Annotated in this window: 15 protein-coding genes (1 of these 15 running past the window's edge); 3 read left to right on the forward strand and 12 right to left on the reverse strand. The window is 41.5% G+C overall.

All coding sequences use genetic code 11. The features are described from left to right. Window positions 1-607: 607 nt before the first annotated feature. The 9 genes from LEP1GSC194_RS13600 to LEP1GSC194_RS23145 form a co-directional block, all read right to left on the reverse strand. Entirely contained in the window at window positions 608-1513 is a 906-nt protein-coding gene (locus LEP1GSC194_RS13600) for an Rpn family recombination-promoting nuclease/putative transposase (RefSeq protein WP_020774137.1), read from the reverse strand. Window positions 1514-1638: 125 nt separating this feature from the next. Next, window positions 1639-2004 (reverse strand): hypothetical protein, encoded by a 366-nt coding sequence (locus LEP1GSC194_RS13605; RefSeq protein ID WP_086005184.1) that lies wholly within the window; start codon window positions 2002-2004, stop codon window positions 1639-1641. Window positions 2005-2028: 24 nt separating this feature from the next. Then, the gene (locus LEP1GSC194_RS13610; RefSeq protein ID WP_020774155.1) at window positions 2029-5229 is read right to left on the reverse strand and encodes an efflux RND transporter permease subunit; all 3201 of its coding nucleotides are present in this window, start codon (window positions 5227-5229) and stop codon (window positions 2029-2031) included. Between the two features lie 6 nt (window positions 5230-5235). Beyond that, window positions 5236-8295: an efflux RND transporter permease subunit gene (locus LEP1GSC194_RS13615; protein WP_173644567.1), complete on the reverse strand. Its 3060-nt coding sequence runs from the start codon at window positions 8293-8295 to the stop codon at window positions 5236-5238. 27 nt (window positions 8296-8322) lie between these two features. Continuing rightward, on the reverse strand, window positions 8323-9927 hold the full coding sequence (locus LEP1GSC194_RS13620) for an Ig-like domain-containing protein (RefSeq protein ID WP_020774120.1): 1605 nt from the start codon (window positions 9925-9927) through the stop codon (window positions 8323-8325). Between the two features lie 17 nt (window positions 9928-9944). Further along, window positions 9945-11522, reverse strand: a complete 1578-nt coding sequence (locus LEP1GSC194_RS13625) for an Ig-like domain-containing protein (RefSeq protein ID WP_020774146.1) — start codon at window positions 11520-11522, stop codon at window positions 9945-9947. Then, entirely contained in the window at window positions 11519-12181 is a 663-nt protein-coding gene (locus LEP1GSC194_RS13630; RefSeq protein ID WP_020774131.1) for a tetratricopeptide repeat protein, read from the reverse strand. Before LEP1GSC194_RS13630 ends, LEP1GSC194_RS13625 begins: the two co-directional genes overlap by 4 nt. After that, window positions 12171-12818, reverse strand: a complete 648-nt coding sequence (locus tag LEP1GSC194_RS23140; protein WP_021064417.1) for a hypothetical protein — start codon at window positions 12816-12818, stop codon at window positions 12171-12173. Before LEP1GSC194_RS23140 ends, LEP1GSC194_RS13630 begins: the two co-directional genes overlap by 11 nt. Continuing rightward, window positions 12815-13378: a tetratricopeptide repeat protein gene (locus LEP1GSC194_RS23145; protein ID WP_020774143.1), complete on the reverse strand. Its 564-nt coding sequence runs from the start codon at window positions 13376-13378 to the stop codon at window positions 12815-12817. Before LEP1GSC194_RS23145 ends, LEP1GSC194_RS23140 begins: the two co-directional genes overlap by 4 nt. A 198-nt stretch (window positions 13379-13576) precedes the next feature. On the opposite strand from LEP1GSC194_RS23145, the gene LEP1GSC194_RS13645 reads away from it, so the two are divergent. The 3 genes from LEP1GSC194_RS13645 to LEP1GSC194_RS13655 all read left to right on the forward strand — a co-directional run bounded on the left by LEP1GSC194_RS13645 (window position 13577) and on the right by LEP1GSC194_RS13655 (window position 17190). After that, window positions 13577-14203 carry a lipoprotein gene (locus LEP1GSC194_RS13645; RefSeq protein WP_036042906.1) on the forward strand — a complete coding sequence of 209 codons (627 nt, stop codon included), beginning with the start codon at window positions 13577-13579 and terminating at the stop codon, window positions 14201-14203. 43 nt (window positions 14204-14246) lie between these two features. Then, on the forward strand, window positions 14247-15659 hold the full coding sequence (locus tag LEP1GSC194_RS13650; RefSeq protein ID WP_036042908.1) for a TolC family protein: 1413 nt from the start codon (window positions 14247-14249) through the stop codon (window positions 15657-15659). Window positions 15660-15759: 100 nt separating this feature from the next. Further along, a complete protein-coding gene (locus LEP1GSC194_RS13655; RefSeq protein ID WP_020774166.1) occupies window positions 15760-17190 on the forward strand; it encodes an efflux RND transporter periplasmic adaptor subunit in 1431 nt (476 codons plus the stop codon). Here the strand turns inward: LEP1GSC194_RS13655 and LEP1GSC194_RS13660 are convergent. From LEP1GSC194_RS13660 to LEP1GSC194_RS13675, 3 genes are all read right to left on the reverse strand, one after another. Next, entirely contained in the window at window positions 17184-17600 is a 417-nt protein-coding gene (locus LEP1GSC194_RS13660; protein ID WP_017807691.1) for a hypothetical protein, read from the reverse strand. The two genes, LEP1GSC194_RS13655 and LEP1GSC194_RS13660, sit on opposite strands and share 7 nt — an antisense overlap. 986 nt (window positions 17601-18586) lie before the next feature. Beyond that, window positions 18587-19996: an N-acetylmuramoyl-L-alanine amidase family protein gene (locus tag LEP1GSC194_RS13670; protein WP_020774148.1), complete on the reverse strand. Its 1410-nt coding sequence runs from the start codon at window positions 19994-19996 to the stop codon at window positions 18587-18589. Beyond that, window positions 19996-20000 carry the final stretch of a hypothetical protein gene (locus tag LEP1GSC194_RS13675; RefSeq protein WP_020774130.1) on the reverse strand. Its footprint extends 763 nt past the window's final position, so the window shows 5 of its 768 coding nt (coding positions 764-768); its start codon lies beyond the right edge, outside the window — the gene reads right to left on this strand; its stop codon occupies window positions 19996-19998. Before LEP1GSC194_RS13675 ends, LEP1GSC194_RS13670 begins: the two co-directional genes overlap by 1 nt.

Below are 20000 nucleotides of genomic sequence, written 5' to 3' on the forward strand. Positions count from 1 at the left end.
CTAACTCCTAATACGCGGGCTCCTATTTTAGTGGATAGTGATTAGGAAATAGTGGATAGGTGTTTTGTTGTAAAAGTAAGAACTCCCGAATTGCAGAAAAACACCTAACATCTGACTCCTATTCCACTGATCCCTAATAAGCTCCTACGAAATCGTTCTCTAAAACTTTGGAATCCAAAGGAAAGAAAATGAATCGTCGGGAATGGATATGGATGAATAGGAGATCTACAATTGAACCGATTATTTTCGGGGATCGGTTGAAATCGGATTCGTTTTAAGAAAGTCATTTAAACAGGATTGCTGACACTGCCATCTTATCGCTTGTGAAAACCCCGTTTTTCGGGACGACTAAGAGTTTGTCCCAAAACCTCGAAGGAAATTTACAGGAGTTCTTACTAAGGGGTCAGTGGTTAGGAATCAGATCTCAGGGTTAAAATTTTTCCGATTTTATCCGTAGCGGCACGGAAGAGATCCGAGTTTACCGTTTGTTTAAAAACGTAGGAGTTTCCACAGGTCGTTCGATAGGTTTTCAAACACTAAATGCAAAACATCACCATCGACTATTCCAGTTAACAAAGGTTAGTTTACAACACCGGGACACAATTTTTCACTCAATGATTCCATGTGCCCGAAGATCTTTCTCCGTTAGCTCCGTAATTTCCAGAATCGTCTTTAAATCGATACCCTTTGCAAGCATCTTACGGGCATCTTCAATCTTACCTTCAATCTTACCTTCTTGAATCAATTTTTCCGCTGTCGTCATAGCTAACTCCTCGTATCTTTTCAAGTTCGACAAATGAAGCAGATCTTTCAATGCAGATGGCTTCGAGTCCCTTACGCTATATATATACAACAATAGTTTGTTTAAGATGGCAACCCTTTTTGCTTCATCGGTAATATCAATCAAAAGCGAAAATAAGCCGAGTAAAACTCTCTCAAACACCTTTTCTCCCTCGTGGATTCTTTGAACTACTCCAAAGATCACCTGAAGCGTAATACTCTCCAACTTCTCTTCTACTTCCACTCCGGACAAATCAAACAACTCGATTCTAAAATCAGGAATAAAAACTTTCAAGTGCATCAACTCTTCAAAGCTTAGTGTAAACTGATTCAAAAATCGAGCTCCCAATCTCCACTCTTTCTCGCCGTGATAGAATACAAACGGGATTACAACACATAAAGGTCCACCGTTCCTATGTTGATTCCGGTAGATCTCCGCAAGATACCCCAACAGTTGGATATAAATTCCGGGGGCCAAATAGCTTTTGTGTTCGAAGAGAAGATATACGTTCGCTTGATGGCCGGATTTCAGTGGAATCTTAAACAGTAAATCCGTCTGCTCTGCTTTCAATTCTTCCGATACGAAACTCGATTCTGATAACTCTAAGTTACTTAGTTCCAGAAGTTTCAATACTTCCGAAGGCAACGTATCCTTAAAAAATGAAATTGCTTCCGCTTTGTCCTGAAAGGTTTCTCGCATCAATCGATCGTGTGGATTATTGACTTCGGCCATCCGTTATCCTTGGACTATCGTTTTTCACGGTCAATGTCATTTCAGAAAAATCAATGTCGTTATGGATAAAACGGAAAAACTTTAACCTGACATCTGATTTCTATCCGCTGATCCCTAATATACTCCTACAACAAGAACCAGTAGTATGAAAAAGCAACGATCACGGAAAGATAGCCGATTATATAAATCCGAAGTCTGTGTTTGTATACGAATTGAAATAGTATCGTATCATAGACATGATTGGAATTCGGAAAAATTTCCAGGTTATTTTGGGAATCGTCCGAAAGCCCGCTTTTCCACGAGGTTATCACTTTTGTAAAATCCTTTCCGAATGAACTTTTAGGAATGGAATTTTCAAAATGGAATGATTTCGCTTTCTCCTGACAACGATCGCAATCCCTAATATGGTTCCTAAGAAAGAGCGGAATCCCCTTTCCGGAATATAAATTTTCCTTAATGTATTCCTCTTCAAAACATACGTCGGAATTCATGGACTCCATGTTTACGGATCTCCTTTATATTTTCTTTGAGCGTTTTTTGGTTTTATTTTGTAACGGAATACTTTTATGATTTTCCAGAAGATAAGGAACCGCTATTTTAAAAAATGCGGGAAATAAAAGTATCGTAAGAGCGGTCGAGATGGACAATCCCGCGACTACCGTAACGGCAAGGGGTCTCCACAGTTGACTTCCTTCTCCGGAATCCAAGACGGACGGAAGTAGACCCAGGACCGTGGTTATGGTCGTGATCAGAATCGGACGAATCCGTTCTCGGATTCCCTCGGTTAATAATACGTCGATTTCGTAATATTGATTTGATTTTAATTTTTCTAAAAAAGTTTCCACAATTAATATCGAATTGTTCACCGTAATACCGGCCAACATAACAAAACCGATATATACGGATATATTTAAGGACATACGAAACACGAATAAAGTTAAAATCACCCCCGCCGCCGAGAACGGTATGGTGAGTATAATTAGAAACGGAAGTAAAAAGGACTCGAACAAAGACGATAAAATACAAACGATTATGATGAAGGCCAAAACGATTAAATTGATCATCTCGGTTTTACTCTCCTTCAGTTTTTTGTAGTTTCCGGTCATTTCGTAATGATAGTTTTCCGGGAAGGAAATTTTCTTCAGAGCGGTTTCAATTTCGATAACGGCGGAACCGGTATCGATGTCGCCTAACTTGGCGGTGAGTCCGTAAGTTCTTCGTTTGTTTTTTCTATAAATCCTGGACTCAGCCTTTTCCTTTTTGATCGAACTGAGTTCGATCAGGGGCGTTTTCGAGATTTTTTCCGATTTAGAGGAAGGAATTGCGACTCCAAAAACCGACTCGGGGCCCTCTCTGTCTTCTTCGGAAAATCGGACTCGAATGTCGATCTCCTTATCTTTATCGTAAAATTTAGTGGGAATAGAACCTGTATATGCAGTTTTCATAAAGTTAGCGATTTGATTGGGTAACAAACCGGACTGCGAGGCCTTCACCTTATCGATCGAAAAAGTGATTTGATCCTTTCCTTCCTTAAAACGAAGGGCGACCTGCTGAATTCCGGGTATTCCTCCTATTTCTTTTGCGGATTCTCTGGCTAACTCTTTGATCGTTTCGGCTTCGTCTCCGATAATTTCAATATCGATTTCCTTGGATCCCTCCCCGGCGCCGGATTCGGTATAAAATACGAATGCGTTCTTTAACTCGTCCGTTTCCTTTTTTAATTCGGTTATAACGTCGTTGGCCGATTTACCTTTTCGCAGTGCGGCGGACTTTAACTTTATCATCAGATCCGAATGCCATTTTTCAACTTTGGAGGATACTTTTTCCACGTTCGGATTATTTTCGATCACCTTCTCCACGCTCTTTGTGATCAAGTCGGTCGCATCGAGGTGAGTTCCCGTTTCCACTTCCAACGAAGCGCTGATCTCGTTGGAATCGGTCGGATCAATGTATTCCTGTTTTAAAAAATAAGAAAGACCAAGACAAACTACGATGATAGCCGTGGAGTAAAGCGCGGTTTTATTGTAGTGTTTGAGTAGAAACCGCAAAGTTTCCGTTAAATCAAATCGGTAAAACTCATATGGATCCGGCGATTCGGGATTTAAGTTCGTTTGACGGCGCCGCAAAATTTTATTTCGGAGCCAAGATACGATCTTATAATACATTTCGACTTCAATATAATATTTCATTTTCGAAATATACGTAAGAACATACTGCGGAGGAACGAGGGTTTGAAATCGACTCTCTTTCGTTAAAATAAATTTGGCGAGGGTGGGCAGAAAAGTTAGGGATACGATTAAAGAGGTAACCAAAGACGCTGAAACGGTAATCGCCAAACCACCGTAGAGATCCCGAAGTTCCCGAGAACTGAAAAAGATCGGAAAAAAAACGGCAATGCTGGTCAAAACGGACGCGAACAATTCTTTCGATAATCCGGAAGAGGCTTTTAGAATTCCGTCTTCTACGAAACCGTTTTCGTGGTGAACGAAAAAGATACGATCGATAACCACTACCGAACAATCCACAAGCATTCCGACACCCAAAGCCAATCCGCAAAGGGAGATAACGTTGATTCCCACGTTGAAAAAATACATCAATCCGAACGTCGAAATGATCGAAAGCGGAATGGATACGGATACGAGAATCGTAGCGTAGAAGTTCCGTAAAAAAAGAAACAAAACGACAACTGCGATTATACCTCCCTGGATTGCGGAATCCGCAACTTTTGCGATGGCCGTTTTGATCGTCTGAGACTGATCGTAGTTGATACTTTGTTGAATCCCTTCAATATGAATCGAGGAAAGCTCCCTTCTAAGTTCTTCACATAACGCCAGCGAATTTGCGTCGCCCGCTTTTTGAACGTAAATGGATACGACTTCTTTACCTGCGTCTCTTGCTATATCTTCCTTTTCTCTGAATCCGTCCTTCACATTCGATATATCCGATAAGTAAACGATTTGTTCCGACTTACCGACCGTAATCGGTATTTTTCCGATCTCCTTAACTTGAATCAACTTACCGATCACACGTATATTGATATAGTTGTCTCCGATCGATAAATTTCCGGCGGGAACGTCGACGTTCGCGGTTCTGATCTTGGATAAGACTTCTTCCAACCCGACCCCGGTCTGTAATAACTTACCCTTGTCTATATCGATGTTTATCTCTCTTTGAAATCCGCCTCCGACGTGAATTTCACTTACACCGTCGATTCTTTCGAACTTCTTTTTATATTTATTTTCACCGAACTCTCTCAATTCCTTCAATTTGTATCTTTCGGATTCGAGTTTTACGATGAAGATCGGCTTGTTGGTAGGATCGTATCGGAGAATGGCGGGCTCTTCCACTTCTCTGGGAAAATTACCTCGTATGAGATCGATTTTAGAACGTACTTCGAGGGAACGGTATGAGACTTTGGTGCCGGGTTTGAATATGACGTTGATCCTCGATTCTCCCTCTTCGGAAGAGGATAATATATCCTCGATGCCGCCTACGCCGGAAATTTGTTCTTCTATCGGTTTCGTTATGATTTCTTCGATTTTACTGGGTGAAATTCCGGGATATCGAGTCAGTATCGTGATAGCCGGAGAACTCGTCGGAGGCATTAACGAAACGGGCAGCCTCGGAATGGAAATCAATCCGAAAATTCCGACCGCTACAAACAACATAAACGTTGTTATATGTCTTCTATATAATAGACCGATTAAAGAATCCATATATATCTATTTCTGTTTTACGATCGAAAAATAAGCCGCGGGTATGATAACGACGGTAAAAATTGTGGAAGCCGTTAAACCGCCTAACACCGCTAAGGCCATCGGCTCTTGAGGAGATTCTCCGCCGATTGCAAGCGCCGCCGGCAAAAGTCCTAAAACCGTAGTCAACGTAGTATTAAGGATCGTGTCGATTCTTCGGTAGATCGTACCGTATACCGCTTCTTCGACGTTTTTCCTTTTATCCGCCAAGGTGAAAAACTCTATTAGAATAATTGCATTATTGACCACCAATCCGCTTAACATGACCATTCCCATACCTGAAACTATATTCAATGAATTGCCGGAGAATATTAAAAACATCAGGGAGCCGGATCCCACCATCACGATCGATACCATCACGACTAACGGTAAAATTAAATTTTCGAACTGGGACGCTAAGGTCATGTAGACCAAAATTAACGCGAAAATACCGGCCCAGGCCAGGGCTTCGAAGGATTTGTTCGTTTCTTTCGCAATTTCGCCCGGAAGAACGGAGACGTCCTTGTCTTTTTCAAAACGTGTAATGATCTCCGAAATCTTTCGTTCTATGATTTCCGCCGATTCCTTAGGAACGGCGGAAACGATCGCGATTCTTTTTCCCTCTAATCGCATAATTTTACGTAAGGTTTTTGTTTGTGATACTTCCGCTATCGCGTCTAAGAAAATGTTTTTTCCACTCGGTAAACGAATCGGAATTTCGCGCAGTGAATCGAATCCGTGTCGATCCACCGATCGAAATCGAACCAATACGTCGTACTCGAAATCGTTTTCTCTAAATCTTGTGGCGATATCTCCTTTGATGGACGTTTTTAGCGTGGTCGCTATATCCTCCACGCTTAGGCCGAAGTAAGCCATCTTTTCCCGGTCCAATTCCACTTTTAATTGAGGAGTTTCTTCCCGAGCCGACGAGGAAACGGAAATCGTTTCGTTCGTGGCGACCAATTCGTTTTCGACTTCGTTCGCGATCTTACGGATGAGATTTAAATCCTGTCCCGAAATTTCCACGGAGATTCCTCCTCCGCCGGAACCGAAAATGCCGCCTAACACGCTACTCGCCATTCGAGTCCCGATTTTAGAACGATAATTTTTTTCTATCTCGGATAGTTCCTTAGAGAATCCGATTAAAAATTTCTCGGCTTTGTTTTTCTCGGCGAGTTTGACGAAGATCGAAGCTCGATTCAGACCGAAATCCCCTTTTGGATTTAATATGATATCCTTTTCTTCGTATCCGATTCTTGAAAATGCGGTTTCAACGGTTTTATCTTGAGTGAGTTTTTTCGTGATCGTATCTACGACTTTTTTTGTATAATTTAGATTGGATCCTTCCGGCGAAACGATATCGATGTAGAATTCTCCCTGATCGATCTCGGTCAGCATTTCTTTCGGAATTAGGATGAAAAACAAACCCGCTACAAGTACGGAACCTAACCCTACGTATACGGCGAAAGTTTTCCTTCGGATGAAAAAAACCGCCATAGACGCGAAAGAATTCCTGATTGTGGAAAGGATTTTTTCTCTGCGAATTTCAATCGCTTGCGGAAACGTTCCTATTCCCTTCGAAAAGAAATCGTATTGTGTTAAAACGGGAACAAGCGTCGCCGAGGTAAAAAGCGAGGAGATGAGCGAAAACGAAATTGTTAATGCGAACTCTCCGAAAATTTCGGCGGCGATACCTTCCACGAATAGGATCGGCAGGAATACGACAACGCTCGTGATCGTCGATCCCAGGATGGATCCGAATACCTCTTTTGTTCCCTCGATACTCGCTCGGATCGGATCCGAGATCGTTTTCTTTTTAGAAGCCACCGATTCTAAAACGACCGTAGCGGAATCGACAACCATTCCGACTCCGATCGCTAATCCGCCCAACGACATCGTATTGATCGTAAGACCGAATCCGAACATCATCAAAAAAGTCGCCATAACCGAAATGGGCACGGCGCTGATGACTACGATCGGTTCTCGGATGTTTCCTAAAAAAAAGCTCAATACACAATAACAAATGATCACGGCGAGAATTCCGGCCCAGGCAACGGAAGCGATGGAGTCTTCGATCAATATCGATTGATCCGATATGATTTGAAAATGGATCTTGTCCCCGAATTTTTCGTTCAGCTCTACGATCAAATCCCTCAAGTCGGACGCGACCGACACCGTATTTTTTCCGGATTCTTTTTTTAGAACCATAGAAATACATTCTTCGTCCATTAAACCGCTTATGCTGGTTCTTTCTTTGAAAGTATCCTTTACGTCGCCTACGTTCACGAGATAAATGGGAACTCCGGCCTTTGTAACCCCCACTACCGTATCCTCGATGGATGCGACCGAAGGGAAAAGCCCGTCGGTCCGAACTAATATTTCCTTATCTCCCTCCCTTACGTTACCGGCGGGAAATCCGAAATTGCTGGAATCGATTTGATTGACCAAATCTTGAATTCGTATATTATGAGCTTCTAATCTTCCCTTGTCTACGTTAACCTGAATTTGTCTTTCAAATCCTCCGGATAACGAGATGGCGGCCACTCCGTCCACACGCTCGAAATAGGGAATTACGTTCTTACGTAAAAATAATCGAACGTCTTTCAAATCGATGCCGTTTGTTTTGACCGCGATCTGCATGATGGGCGCGCTGTTCGGATCGAAACGGATTACGATGGATTTTTTTACGTCCTGAGGCAGCGAACCTTTGACCAAATCCAGTTTCTCTCTGACTTGAATCAACGCCTGGTCGATTTCCGTTCCCCATCTAAATCTCACCGTTACGATGGATATCCCCTCGATCGATTCGGATAAAATTCTGTCGACGCCTCCTACGGAGGAAAGGATTTCCTCGATGGGTTTGGTCACCAGGGATTCGATTTCCGCCGGAGCCACGTTGCTGTAAACCGTAACGATCGTGAGAGACGGAAAACTCACGTCCGGAAGAAGTTCCATCTTTAATTTTGTCAGCCCAACGTATCCGAACAGAACTAGTAAGAAGAAGAAGACTAACGTAGTTACTTTTCTTCTCAGGAAAAATTCGATCACGGACAATATCTCATTTTAAAGTCGACTTTAAGGGGAGACGGAAAATCTGACGGAATAATCCTGTTCCAGATAATTTCCGTACAAATCCTTAGCCCCGTCGGGTCCGCCCTTTACCGTAAAGATGTAAGAGTTCGGAGATTCCGTGAGTCCGAAAATGGAAGTTCTGTAGATGTTAGGCGCCGCTCCCACTTGAGGCAGAAGCAGATAAGGATTTCCCGAATTGGGACCGAAGTCGAAATTCACCGAAAATTGTACGGAAGACAATACCATATTCAAATCGGCTTCGGAACAAGTATTCGACCTAAAATCATCCCTGCAAAAGGCTACGTAAAACGCTTTCGCTCCCCCCGCGGAATAATTATACGCAGGACCCAGACCGCCGTCGTGTTGAAGCGAATTGATCACACCGTCTAACAATCGATTTGCGAGAGAATGCGCGTTACTCAGATAGATGTTCTGTACGAAAAGATACTTACTTCTAGGTCCGTTCACTTGAGCATTATAAGTGAACGTTTTGTTTAGGCTGTTTCCTTGAGCGTCTTTGACGGAATTCGTCACTTGTATCTGGTATATCTGGTCGATCGATAAATTCGAATTCGGATTTATGATAAATCCGGTATTGGCTCCTCCCGAATTTTCGACGATGGTGAAAGTTACCGAAGGACTAAATGTGATTCCGTTCAATAAGCTGGAAGGTAAGACTGGTTCCGAAAAATCGATCATAAAATCGTCGGTTTTTTCGAAACCACCGATGATCGCGAATTCATTCAATACGAAGTTTCCGGTATTCGTAGTGGATCTAATGTTCGTGAGAGTGGGTTGTACAAAATCGGAACCGACGGTAAATCCGATTCGATACGTTTGCAAAAGCGGATTCCCGATACTGTCTTTGATGGTATTGGGGATCGTAACATTATAAGTGGTACCGAAAGTCAAAGGTTGAATCGGTATAAATTCAAACGTCGTTCTATCCGGAGAAATGATAGTGGCGGGAAGGTTGAAGGTAACGGAAGGATTTGCGGTAATTTCGGTAAGGACCAAATTTACGTTCATCGGTTTGGAAAATCTGAGAATTACGTGCGCGTCCGAGGTAACTCCGATGGCCCCGTTCGAAGGAGAGCTGCCGGCTAACGTAGGTTCGATCGTATCCGCGTTATAATTGAACTTGAGTATAAAATCCTGTTCTAAGTTTTTGCCTTGTTTATCTTCCGCCTGGGATTTGGAAACGGTTAGAGTATAAATTCCGGGATCCGTAAGGGATACGGCGGGTTGAAAATACAGAGTTGAACCTACCCAGGAATAACTTCCCGCAATGCTACTTTGCGAACTTTTCAGGGAAAGGGCGGATTCCGTAAACGTCTGATTCATCTCTTTGGAAAAGGAGATGGAAAGAGCCGCCCTTGGATCGGCGATCGTTTGGTCGTTTAACGGCCAACTCCCGATCACTCTAGGAGATTGTCCGTCCGAAAATATGGATAAACCCGGAATTAAACTCAAGGGTCCTTTTCCATTGTCGATTAACTGACTACATCCGGCAAAAAAAGATAGGACACAAATCGCGGATATCCAGTATGAAATTTTAACGAACGTGGAAGAAACGTATTTCATGTCCTTTGATTTTTTACAACTCATGTTTAACTCGTATGTTTTCATAATCTTTCAAAGAGGAATATAATATCGTTCGTGAGATAGTTATCGTTGATATCCCTGACTCCCCCCGAACCGCCTTTCAATTTGAATTTGTATTGGGTTCCGATCGGTACGTTTTTGATTCCGAATTCGAATGATCCCGCGATGGAACAGGCCGGACCACAATTGTAATTTTTATAATAGATGCTCGGAGATCCCACTCCCGGCCCGCCCGAAAAATACGAAACGGAAACCTGGTTGTAAATATCGTTGTCTCCCAAACTTTGAAGAGGTACGTTTCCGGCCGTTGCGAAATTCAGTCTAAATATGTAATCTTCCAAAGCGCATGCGGTCGATATTACAGATATCTTATATACTGTGGAAAGGTTCGCGGGAATTACGGGAGCGTTCGCATTCCCATCGGCAGTCGGCGCACATAACGCAGTGACGGAAAAGTTGTTAATTCCGGTCACCGTTACCGGAAGACTGTCTGTTACGTTATCCACTTTGAAATCTACGATATAAGAATTTTCCAGCGGCATATTTCCGGTATCCGTAGCGGTCGAGTTGATTGCCAGTCTGTAAGTCGCTCCTTGAGTCAGCTTATCGGTCGGAGTAAATTGAAGCAAACTTTGCGATATCCAAGTAAATTGGCCCGCTATGGGAGGAGTGAACTGAATGGCATTTTGAGTTTTTGATTGATCCATCGATTTCGAAAAAGTGATCGTCAAAAAACTATTTTTTGAAACTCCGTTAATCAACGGATTGGTGGAGGGAACGGGTTGTAAGACCGGCCAAGGTGTACTCGGAACACTCATACCGATATCTTGAATATAAGGATTTAAGGATGCGATTCCGGTATAAAATAAAATGGAGTAATCTTTTTCTAGAACGTTTCCGGAAGCGTTCTCGGCGGATTTTAATATTTTGAGAGTATATGTAGTGGAAGGATCCAGGCTTTTGGTCAGAGATAGAGTAAGACGAGTCGAATCGGCATTCCATTCTTTTACGTAAATCGCGGGGCCGCCGGTAACCGAGACGGCGTCTGCCGTTTTGATTCGATCCATCGGTTCGGAAAATTGTACGTAAGGATTGGAATTCACGCCGAAACCGTATACGATCTGGTTGGCAACAGGAGGATTCGATTCCGTAATAAACGGCTGAGGTCCGAATCCGGTCGTATAAAAAACGGAAAGAAAATTTTCGGCTAAAAAATTTCCCCGTAAGTCCTTAACGACGTTACGGTTGAGTCTGATTTCATATCTTCTGCCGGCGGTAAAATGCGACTTAGGAATGATTTTAAGAAGTATATCGGAGGTCCAAATGTATCGAACCGAGCTGTCTCCCGAAACGGCCGCAATTGTAATTCCGGTTTCGACCGAATTTTTATCCATCGGTTGGGAAAAAAGAACGGATACTTCTTCGTTAACGGAAACGTTTTTAGCTTCGGAAATCGGCGTAATCATAAGAACGGTCGGCGCCGCGAACTCTCCGCTATTTGCAAGACCGAGATATTTCAGTTTGTCGCTCAATTGGTTGATATCGGCGTTGCAGTAGAAACATAAGAATATTAGAAAATACTGGATTACTCTTTTCATTCCGCTTTTTCCAGAAGTAGGCCTTTTTCCAAAGCCGCCTTTTCGTGTAAACCCGCAACGTCGTATAGTTTCCCCAGATCTCTATGGATTTTATCAAAACCGATTTTGATCATTTTAGCGCGGTTGTACTCGATCAAGGCCTCCTTCAACATTCCTTCTTTTTCATATATTTTCGCCAAATAATAGTGCGCGTCGAAAAAAGTTTCTTCCGTTTCCAGTATGTATTCGAGTTCCTGCTTCGCTTCCTTCGTCTTGCCTTCCTGCAACATGTGGATCCTTGCTATCCAAAATCGAATCGTCGAGTTTCCCGGAAAACGAGTTAATCCTTTTTGAAATACTTCCTCCGATTCTTCCATTTTACCCAGGAAAAAGAGGCTCTTACCTAACATAATTTGAGCCGGTAAAAATTCTTTGTCTTCCGAAACGACTTGTCGAAAGAATTCGGCGGCCTTCTCTAAATTTCGGGAAGTGTATTCCTTTTTACCTTTTTGAAAGGTTTCCAATTTGGATTGTTCATCCTTGCCGCACGCGTTTAAAACTACGATCAGAAAGATGGAAACTATAAGGAATAAAATCGAATCTTGATACGTTTGTTTTTTAAGTCTCATAATCGATTTGATTTTCAGATCATCGGTGATTTTTTCGGAATTATTTTTCATACAAGTCTTTCGTAAATACTTCTTTTTGAACGATGCGAACCTTGTTGTTTTGTCTCATCTTTCCTAATATGATTTTCTTTTTTTCCTGGGATAGGGCTAACCTTTCTCGGATCTTAATTAGAATGGCGGCGTTTTTGAGTTTCTTTTTGAGTTCCGCCGGATTTTTTTCTTTCAGAAGTTGCTTATTTTGAGCGTAGTATCGTTCGATCAATTCGTCGGAAACCTCCACTTCATTCGAGTTTTCGGCGACGTCGAATTCTCCGGACTCTTTGGATAAATAATAAGAGATGACCGCTTTGCGAATGAAAGGCCATAGATACTTTTGAGCATCGGCTGAATTGAGATCGACTTTGGCGATCGCTTCGTTTAAAATGATAGTCTCTTCAATGTATCTTTGAAGTTCGGTTTCTATTTCCGGGGGCGTAACGGGTTCGAATTTTCCCGCTATATGTTTTCTTTCGAAAAAAAATTCTTTCCTGAAATTTGTTGCGGAGAAATCGGATTCGTTTAAATAAAACAGCGCCGGAGTTCCCTTTCTTTCACCGGTCCATGCCGACGCGAATTTTTCCAAATCGATCGAACCTTTGCAGGATAGTAGGATGGAACAAAATAATAAAACGATCTTTTTCATTTTCAAACACCCAATTCTTTGATTTTTAAATATGCGTCTTTAATTTGCTGACCAAATTGAGGAGGAGCTTTCTGGATGAAGATCTCGTAATTTTTTTTCGCTTCCGCTTTTCGGTTCAATCGAGCATTAACAATACCTAAATTAAAATATATCTCGGGCATAGCCTCAGGAATCGCGGCCGCCTTTTCGTAATAACGCAGCGCCTCCGTATCCTTTTGCAGATTTTGATAAGCGACACCTAAATTAAAATAACCTCTTTGAAAGTTCGGATCAATTTCAACCGATTTAGAAAAATAGATTATTGCCTGTTCGAATCGATTTCGTGGAATCATCGTTACACCTATGTTGTTCGCGTAATTCGCGTCCTTAGGATTTAAACGATGCGCTTCTTTGAAATATTTTTCCGCTTTTTCGAAATCATTCAATTGTAATGCGCTGATTCCGAGTGTGTTTTGTTTTTCTGCGTCGTGCAATAGTTCGTTCTCCTTTCGCTTGGAACAATCGTTTAGAATCAATATGGAAAATATAAAAAAACATAAAAAGATCGTATAACTTCTTTTTTTCACTTTTTCTCCGTCCTTTCTAAATTAGAACAGATAGCCTATTCAACGGAAAAAATGTCAATCCTTTAGATTCTAATATAAGATTTTATTCGATTAATTTCTATTCTTGCATTTTAACGCCACATGTGAACTATTGGTTTTTTTTAGATCACTGATTGTGGATTTTTATCGTTCGAAAATATGACTATCTCTTAAGAAACTATGTTAAATAAAAATTTTTCAATTTTGCTCAGAACCTTTACAATGCTTTGTTTACTTTGTTTTGCGACGTGTAAGCCCGCTTTACGCTATTATCATGATATAACGTATAATGTATCGTTTTCCGAAATGGACAAAACCGCTTTGAAGGGCGGAAACCGCGTTAGTATCGTTCGTTTCCTTTCCAAATCTTCCAATCAAGCGGACATAATTTCTTCCGTCTTTTCCGATAATTTATTATTTTTTCTCCACACAAACGGTATCAAGGGAACGATTTCAAATTCTTCCTCTAAAATCGAAGAACCGCAACCGAACTCTAATGTTTCCATCGTTACGGCCACACAAAAAATGAACTCCGCATATCTTTTGAATTCGGAGCAGGTAAAAGAAATTTGTTCCGAAACGAATTCGGATTATGTAATCACGGGATTCGTTCATGAAACGAAGGCGGGAAATTTTTTAAATCCCGATCAGAGCTCGGGTATTATGGCGTATCTCTATAATAAAAACGGGACTCAAGTGGTGCAAATGCAATATATAGGAAACGAGTCGTTGGAATTATACGATAACAGTTCGGAAGTTGCCAGAGTTTTTGCAAATAAGATCGCGGAATTATTGCGAAACAAATGACGGCGAATCTTATATCTTATTTAAATTTTTGTGTGTAACCCCCGTGTTCTCCTTCTTGTCTATAAAATCGCTTCGATGGATTTCGATTTTTGTGTGTTTTGGAATATTCCATTATATGAATATTTTAGAGGCCAAGGAAAAGATTGTTTTAGATATCGGTTCCGCTGAAAAACTAGGAATCGAGAATAGTCCCGAAATTCGTTTAATCAGCTCCCAGCAACAAATCAAACGATTGTTGTTGAATGAAAATTGGAGGGCTTACTTTCCCACCGCAACGGTTCGCTGGGATCGCTCCCATAATATCATATCGAATACGGACGACAGCAGAAATCAACGTTTGAGTTTGAACGTAGACCAGGTGATATTTGACGGAGGGAGACGTTCTCTCGCTTTAGACGCCGCAATGAGCGATTTAGCGTTGGCAAAATACGATCTTCGTCTCGCTCTCAATGAACTTAGATTTAAAATCAGATCTAAATTTTATGAAGTTCTGAGTCGAAAGTCGGCAATCGAAGTCTACGAACGATCCATCGATCGCCAAAAACAACAATTGGAATTAGGTCAAAAGGAATTGGCGCTCGGAGAAAGTACCGTAATCCGAATTCTGGAAATCGAAAACCGTCTGAATGAAATCAAAATGCAGCATGAAAACGCTCGGATGGAATACAATAATCTCCTTGAGGATTTTAAAATTCTCCTACGTCTTCAAGCCAACAGCGAATTGGAATTAAAGGGAGATCTCTTAAAATCCGTAAAATACAACTTTTTTCAGTTCGAAGAAATGAACCTAATTTCCTTGGCAAGAAAATACAGAGTGGACTTTGATCGGGCTAGGGCAAAGGAATTGCAGACGGAGTCTCAGCATCGTTATGCGAAATCTTTTTACATTCCTACCGTTTCCTTAGGCGGCTTTTACGGTTATTCGGGAGCGGATTATCCGCCCAGGCAACCGGAATGGGGTTTGAATTTTCGAATTTCTATGTTGATGGGTCCGAATCAAATTACCGATTCCTCGAACTTCGTTTCACGTAGGGACGATTCGGATCGTTCCCTTTCCTCCTCCACTACTGTTTCGATTTACGATCAGTTGAGTTATAAAAGGCAAATAGTTTCAACGGGAGTGGACGCGTATCAGGCTAAAATTGCCAGTAAACAATTAGGGGATATCATCGAAACCGAGATAAGAAAATCCCTCAGAGGACTGAATATCAGTTGGCAAGCTATGAAACAAGCAGATGAAAATATTATAATATTCGAAAAAAGACTCGGTATACAGGAGTTACAGGTAAAACTCGGTGAAGCCACTCGACCTCAATTGGCCGAAACGGAAATACGTTTTTTAGAGGCGAAAAACGCCCAAATCGGGGCCAGATTGAAATACTTGAACGCGATCGCTCAGATGGAGTTATCCACCGGCTTAAATTTAGACGATTTACACTTATTTGAATTACAATGAAGAGGACATAGGATATGAAAGATAAAAATCGTTTTACAAAACCGGAACCAAGTCGAGCGAAACGATTTGTAAATAACGGCATTACGGAGTCTTGTTCGTTATGGTCGATCTCATGAAATTGGAATCATATTCTCATTTTAAGATTTTTCGTAAGCGCCTCTGGATTGTAATATTACTATTTCTTTTAGCGGATTGTAAAAAAACCGAGAAAAAGGAAGAAGTATTACCTCTCGAAGATCGGATCAAACTCGCCAAAATCGATTTGAGCGAATCGAGTGCCGGTCTTAAAGTTTTAGGTTCCGTTTCTTTTTTCAAAAAGGCGGAGGTTACTTCCAAAATTTTAGGAAGAATTCAGCAATATTTTAAAGAAGAGGGAGATTCCGTTCTTATCGGAGACGTTCTTGCAAAGATGGAAACGTTGAATTTAGAAATTCAATTATCCAAGGATCAATCCGGCGTGGAAGTACAAACCCGTCAAAGGGACCTGGCCTCCGCCAAACTTTTCATCGCTAAACAAAGGGTGGAACGTGAATTGGCGAACATCGAAAAGGCGGAGGCGGATGTGAAGGACTCCAGGGAAATTCGTAATAATCTTTTGCGTAGCGCGGAAAACAAAAAGAAGCTGAATGAAGCCGGGGCCGTTTCCGAAACGGAATTGAAATCCGTGGAAACGTCTTTGAACTCCGCCGAAATTTCCCTTTTTAAAGCCGAAAAAAATCTCGCAAGTCTTAGAATGGGTTATAGACCGGAAGATTTAAATAAAGCGAATATTCCGATTCCGAAAACTAAGACAGGAGTAAAGGAAGCTTATACAAAATTGAATACTATGATTGAGAGCGCCGAATTGGACATGGCCGAGGCAAATCTCAAATCGACGCTTAAAAACATGGAATCCACACAACTCCTATTAAAGGAAGCGAATATTAAAAGTCCGTTATCAGGAACCGTCGCTTCCAGAATTAAGGAACAGGGAGAAGCCGTCAAAGAGGGAGAAGCCTTGTATATCGTCGTAGACACCTCTAAAGTGATCTTAAAGTTTAACGTCGGCGAATCGGAGCTGTGGAAACTGAAAAAAGATCAGAAAGTGAATTTTATCGTCGATGCTTATCCGGGAGAAAACTTCGAAGGAAAGATTTATATCATCAGTCCGATCGTCGATCCTCAGAGTAGGACGGTGGAAGTGAAAGTTCTCGCTCAAAATGAAAAAAAACTCTTAAAGCCGGGTATGTTCACGCGGGGTTATATCCTTCAAGACGACGCTAGGAAAAAAACCTTTTTGATTCCGCTCAAAGCTCTCATTAAGAATAAGGAAGGCAAGAATGGAACCGTCTTTGTTGCAAACGATGAAAATCGGTTGTTTGGCGTGGAAGTGGAAATCGTTAAAGAGGAAGGCGATTTTGCGGAAGTATTAGGAAATCTTGAATTAGGACGATATGTTGCGGTTTCCGATTTGAATGAACTCAAAGAAGGTCAAAAAGTTAAAGTCCCCAAAGAACAAACTTCCGGTTCGATCGAAGAGAAATCTCATTGACAAGTGATAAGTATGCTGAATACGTCCGTTCCCGAAATGCTACCTACTCCGTTTGGAATCGTGCAAATTTTACCGTTTGGCTGCGTTAACACGGTAACCGAGTAAGAGGCTCCGTTTTTATAGGCCTTTGCGAATCGAAATACGCCGTTTAGATTGATCGTCAGTAAATCGGAATTGTTGTTTTGAATGATGACGTTACTGGACAAAGCTAAGCCGGTGATGGTTCCCCCGACATAGTAGGAATCGTTGTTTGGATTTTGGTTTTGTCCGTTCTCTGCGGCGGTAACGATGGAAAGTAGTCTCGATTTAAAATCCTTTTCCCTCTGATCCTCATGGTTCGTTTTTCCACATCCCAAAATCAATAAATAGACTAACAGTAACAGATAAAAAGTTTTTAAAAAGCGGTTCATTCTTCCATCATGATGTGTTTGGGTGAGAATTCTTTCGAACATTTTTTGAAACTCGTTTGGAAAATATTACAAAAGACAAGAATGGATTTCGACGTAAATTCTTTGGATTGCAGGATTGCGTTATAATTTTCAGAATATTCTATCATTACTACTCATAATTATAAAATTGAGTACCGTTAGTTTTTATCGCAAAACACTGTTTCAATGCAAAATATTAGGTACTTTATTATATAGTTATGAGTAGTACACTTCAAGATATCACAAAGGATTTGTTTAAAGAGATTGAAGATGAAATGAAGAGAACGTCATCTATACAAACTAACATATCTTAAAAATCCTTTTTGATTCAGAGATGTTTTTCACACTATGAAATATGGCCTTTCCCATTTTAGAATAATGGGACAATGCTTTTCCCAATTCTGCAAACTTCCCGAAAAAGGAATCAAATCACTTAAGAAGATCTGTAGTCTTCTTTTAAGTAACGTTCCAGTGTTCTTAGATACAGATAGTTTTCTACAGATAGCAGACGCTGATAAACCAAGAGGAAACAGTTCAATCGATTCGATTAAGAGGTAGGAGAAGACAAACAACGGTAATTTTAAATGTTCTAAAGGTGTATCTTTCGTAAGAGAAACCTGGCCATTACATTTAGAACAACGAAGAACATTCTCTCTCGTTGAAACTCCTTTCGTAAGAGGAATTTTACAGGTAGGACAGTTCTTAGGATAACAATGAGTGATTAAGTTTTTAGTTAAATCGGTATAATAGTCGAGATTTAGGTGAGGAAACTTTGAATTAAAACGATCTTTGGCAGTAAGCTTAGTTTGTTTAGAGGCGAGTTTATTAGGCTTTAATGTATTAGGATCGTAGGTGATTAACAATCCTTTTTTACTTTGAACAGTGGGCAAGAAGGTGGGACCCAAGACATTCCCGAGGAATGGGTGGGTTCCGCTTTTTGCAGGTTGTGAAATGGTTGAAAAGGATATCTAATCACTTACAATCTGAAAATAATTTCCTTCTTTTCCGGTTTCGTATCGTTTCCAATTGATCTTTTTACCGATCGGAACGTAAGGATAATCCTGACTTTTGATTTTGATCCCGTGAACCAGCGAATAGATACCGGCCGCAAGGGAAATGGCGACGTCCTTTCTGCGTTTTGTCATTAGGATCATATCTTTTTCCTTATCAATATAACCGATTTCTAAATAAGCGGAAATCGCGTTGATAAAGGTGGGTAACGCATACGTGGAAAGATACGGTTTGTTGATGGGACCCGGTTCCGGAAATTTTTCTTCGGTTTTTCTTTTTCGGAGACCGTATTGAACGAATCTCATCAGCTCCGCGGAAGCGTAGTGGTTGTCGCCGCCGAAACCTTCCCTTCCATCCTCTCTTCTCCAGAGTTCGGGTGCGGCCTTTTCTCTTTCCCAGAATTTTCCATCGGCTACAAAGTACTTATGACTTTTGGAATATTGTCCTTTTCCACCGACTTTTGCGAGTTCCTCCCAACCGGGAAGATCCTTGTATTTCCAGCTAACCATGTTTTGGCGATAACCCTCGAACGCGGATAGGTCCGTTTTTTTACCGCTCTTATTCGGCCAATATCCGTGAAAGTAAATCCAAGCGTCCGCGACCGCGTTTTCCGTTTTGGACCAACCTTCCTTAAAAACCATCCACTCTTTCCAAGGAGATAGTTCGAACTTTTCCTTATCGTATCTGCCTTCTCCGATTCCTTTTAACACGTAAAAGGTTCTGTAAGAAGGCGTAAGCACCGCCGCCATTCCACCCGGATGTTCCTTATAACTCGGGTTTAGATGAAGGGAAACGACCAAGTTCGGTTTCTGGGCGTTGATAAACGAAATCCTTCCCTGTCGGATCGTTTTCGTTTTTTTATCCGGATAATCGAAAAGACGAAACGGACCGTTCGGATCCTCGTGCGCGGAATATTCCCTCTCTTCCGCGTTTTCGTTTCGGGTCATGACCGAATCGATTTCTATCCAAGGAAGATCGTCGTTTGTGAAGGACTTCATATAAGACCGGAAGGTTTTGAATCCCTCCTCGGTTTTCGTAAGATCCAAAATCTCCTTGAGTTCTTTAGAAAGTTCTAATACGATCGTTTTCTCCTTAATCCCTTTGAAAGACGCTCCCGACTTGTAGAGTTCGAGATATTTGTCCGCGATCGGATCGTATTTGTCTCCGTGATCTTCCTTGGGTTTGAGATCGACGCCCCCGTGTCCCGGATCGATCACAACTTTAAAGGTTTTAACGGGAGAGGGGGAAGCGGGTCGTAAATCCGGTTTTTCCCGCTTTGCAGGACCGGCCGCAAGAAACGGCCCCGAAAGCAGAATGTAAAAAAGAATGAAACTGTGGATCGAAGAAAAGTTTTGAAAACGCCTCACTATT

This window comes from Leptospira alstonii serovar Sichuan str. 79601 (genome assembly GCF_000347175.1).
Lineage (GTDB): Bacteria > Spirochaetota > Leptospiria > Leptospirales > Leptospiraceae > Leptospira > Leptospira alstonii.

What these genes read in the sequence shown, in the direction of transcription:
- LEP1GSC194_RS13600 (WP_020774137.1), bottom strand. Translation starts at nt 1,513, where the DNA reads ATGGCCGAAGTCAATAATCCACACGATCGATTGATGCGAGAAACCTTT.
- LEP1GSC194_RS13605 (WP_086005184.1), bottom strand. Translation starts at nt 2,004, where the DNA reads ATGAATTCCGACGTATGTTTTGAAGAGGAATACATTAAGGAAAATTTA.
- LEP1GSC194_RS13610 (WP_020774155.1), bottom strand. Translation starts at nt 5,229, where the DNA reads ATGGATTCTTTAATCGGTCTATTATATAGAAGACATATAACAACGTTT.
- LEP1GSC194_RS13620 (WP_020774120.1), bottom strand. Translation starts at nt 9,927, where the DNA reads ATGAGTTGTAAAAAATCAAAGGACATGAAATACGTTTCTTCCACGTTC.
- LEP1GSC194_RS13625 (WP_020774146.1), bottom strand. Translation starts at nt 11,522, where the DNA reads ATGAAAAGAGTAATCCAGTATTTTCTAATATTCTTATGTTTCTACTGC.
- LEP1GSC194_RS13630 (WP_020774131.1), bottom strand. Translation starts at nt 12,181, where the DNA reads ATGAAAAATAATTCCGAAAAAATCACCGATGATCTGAAAATCAAATCG.
- LEP1GSC194_RS13645 (WP_036042906.1), top strand. Translation starts at nt 13,577, where the DNA reads ATGTTAAATAAAAATTTTTCAATTTTGCTCAGAACCTTTACAATGCTT.
- LEP1GSC194_RS13655 (WP_020774166.1), top strand. Translation starts at nt 15,760, where the DNA reads ATGGTCGATCTCATGAAATTGGAATCATATTCTCATTTTAAGATTTTT.
- LEP1GSC194_RS13660 (WP_017807691.1), bottom strand. Translation starts at nt 17,600, where the DNA reads ATGAACCGCTTTTTAAAAACTTTTTATCTGTTACTGTTAGTCTATTTA.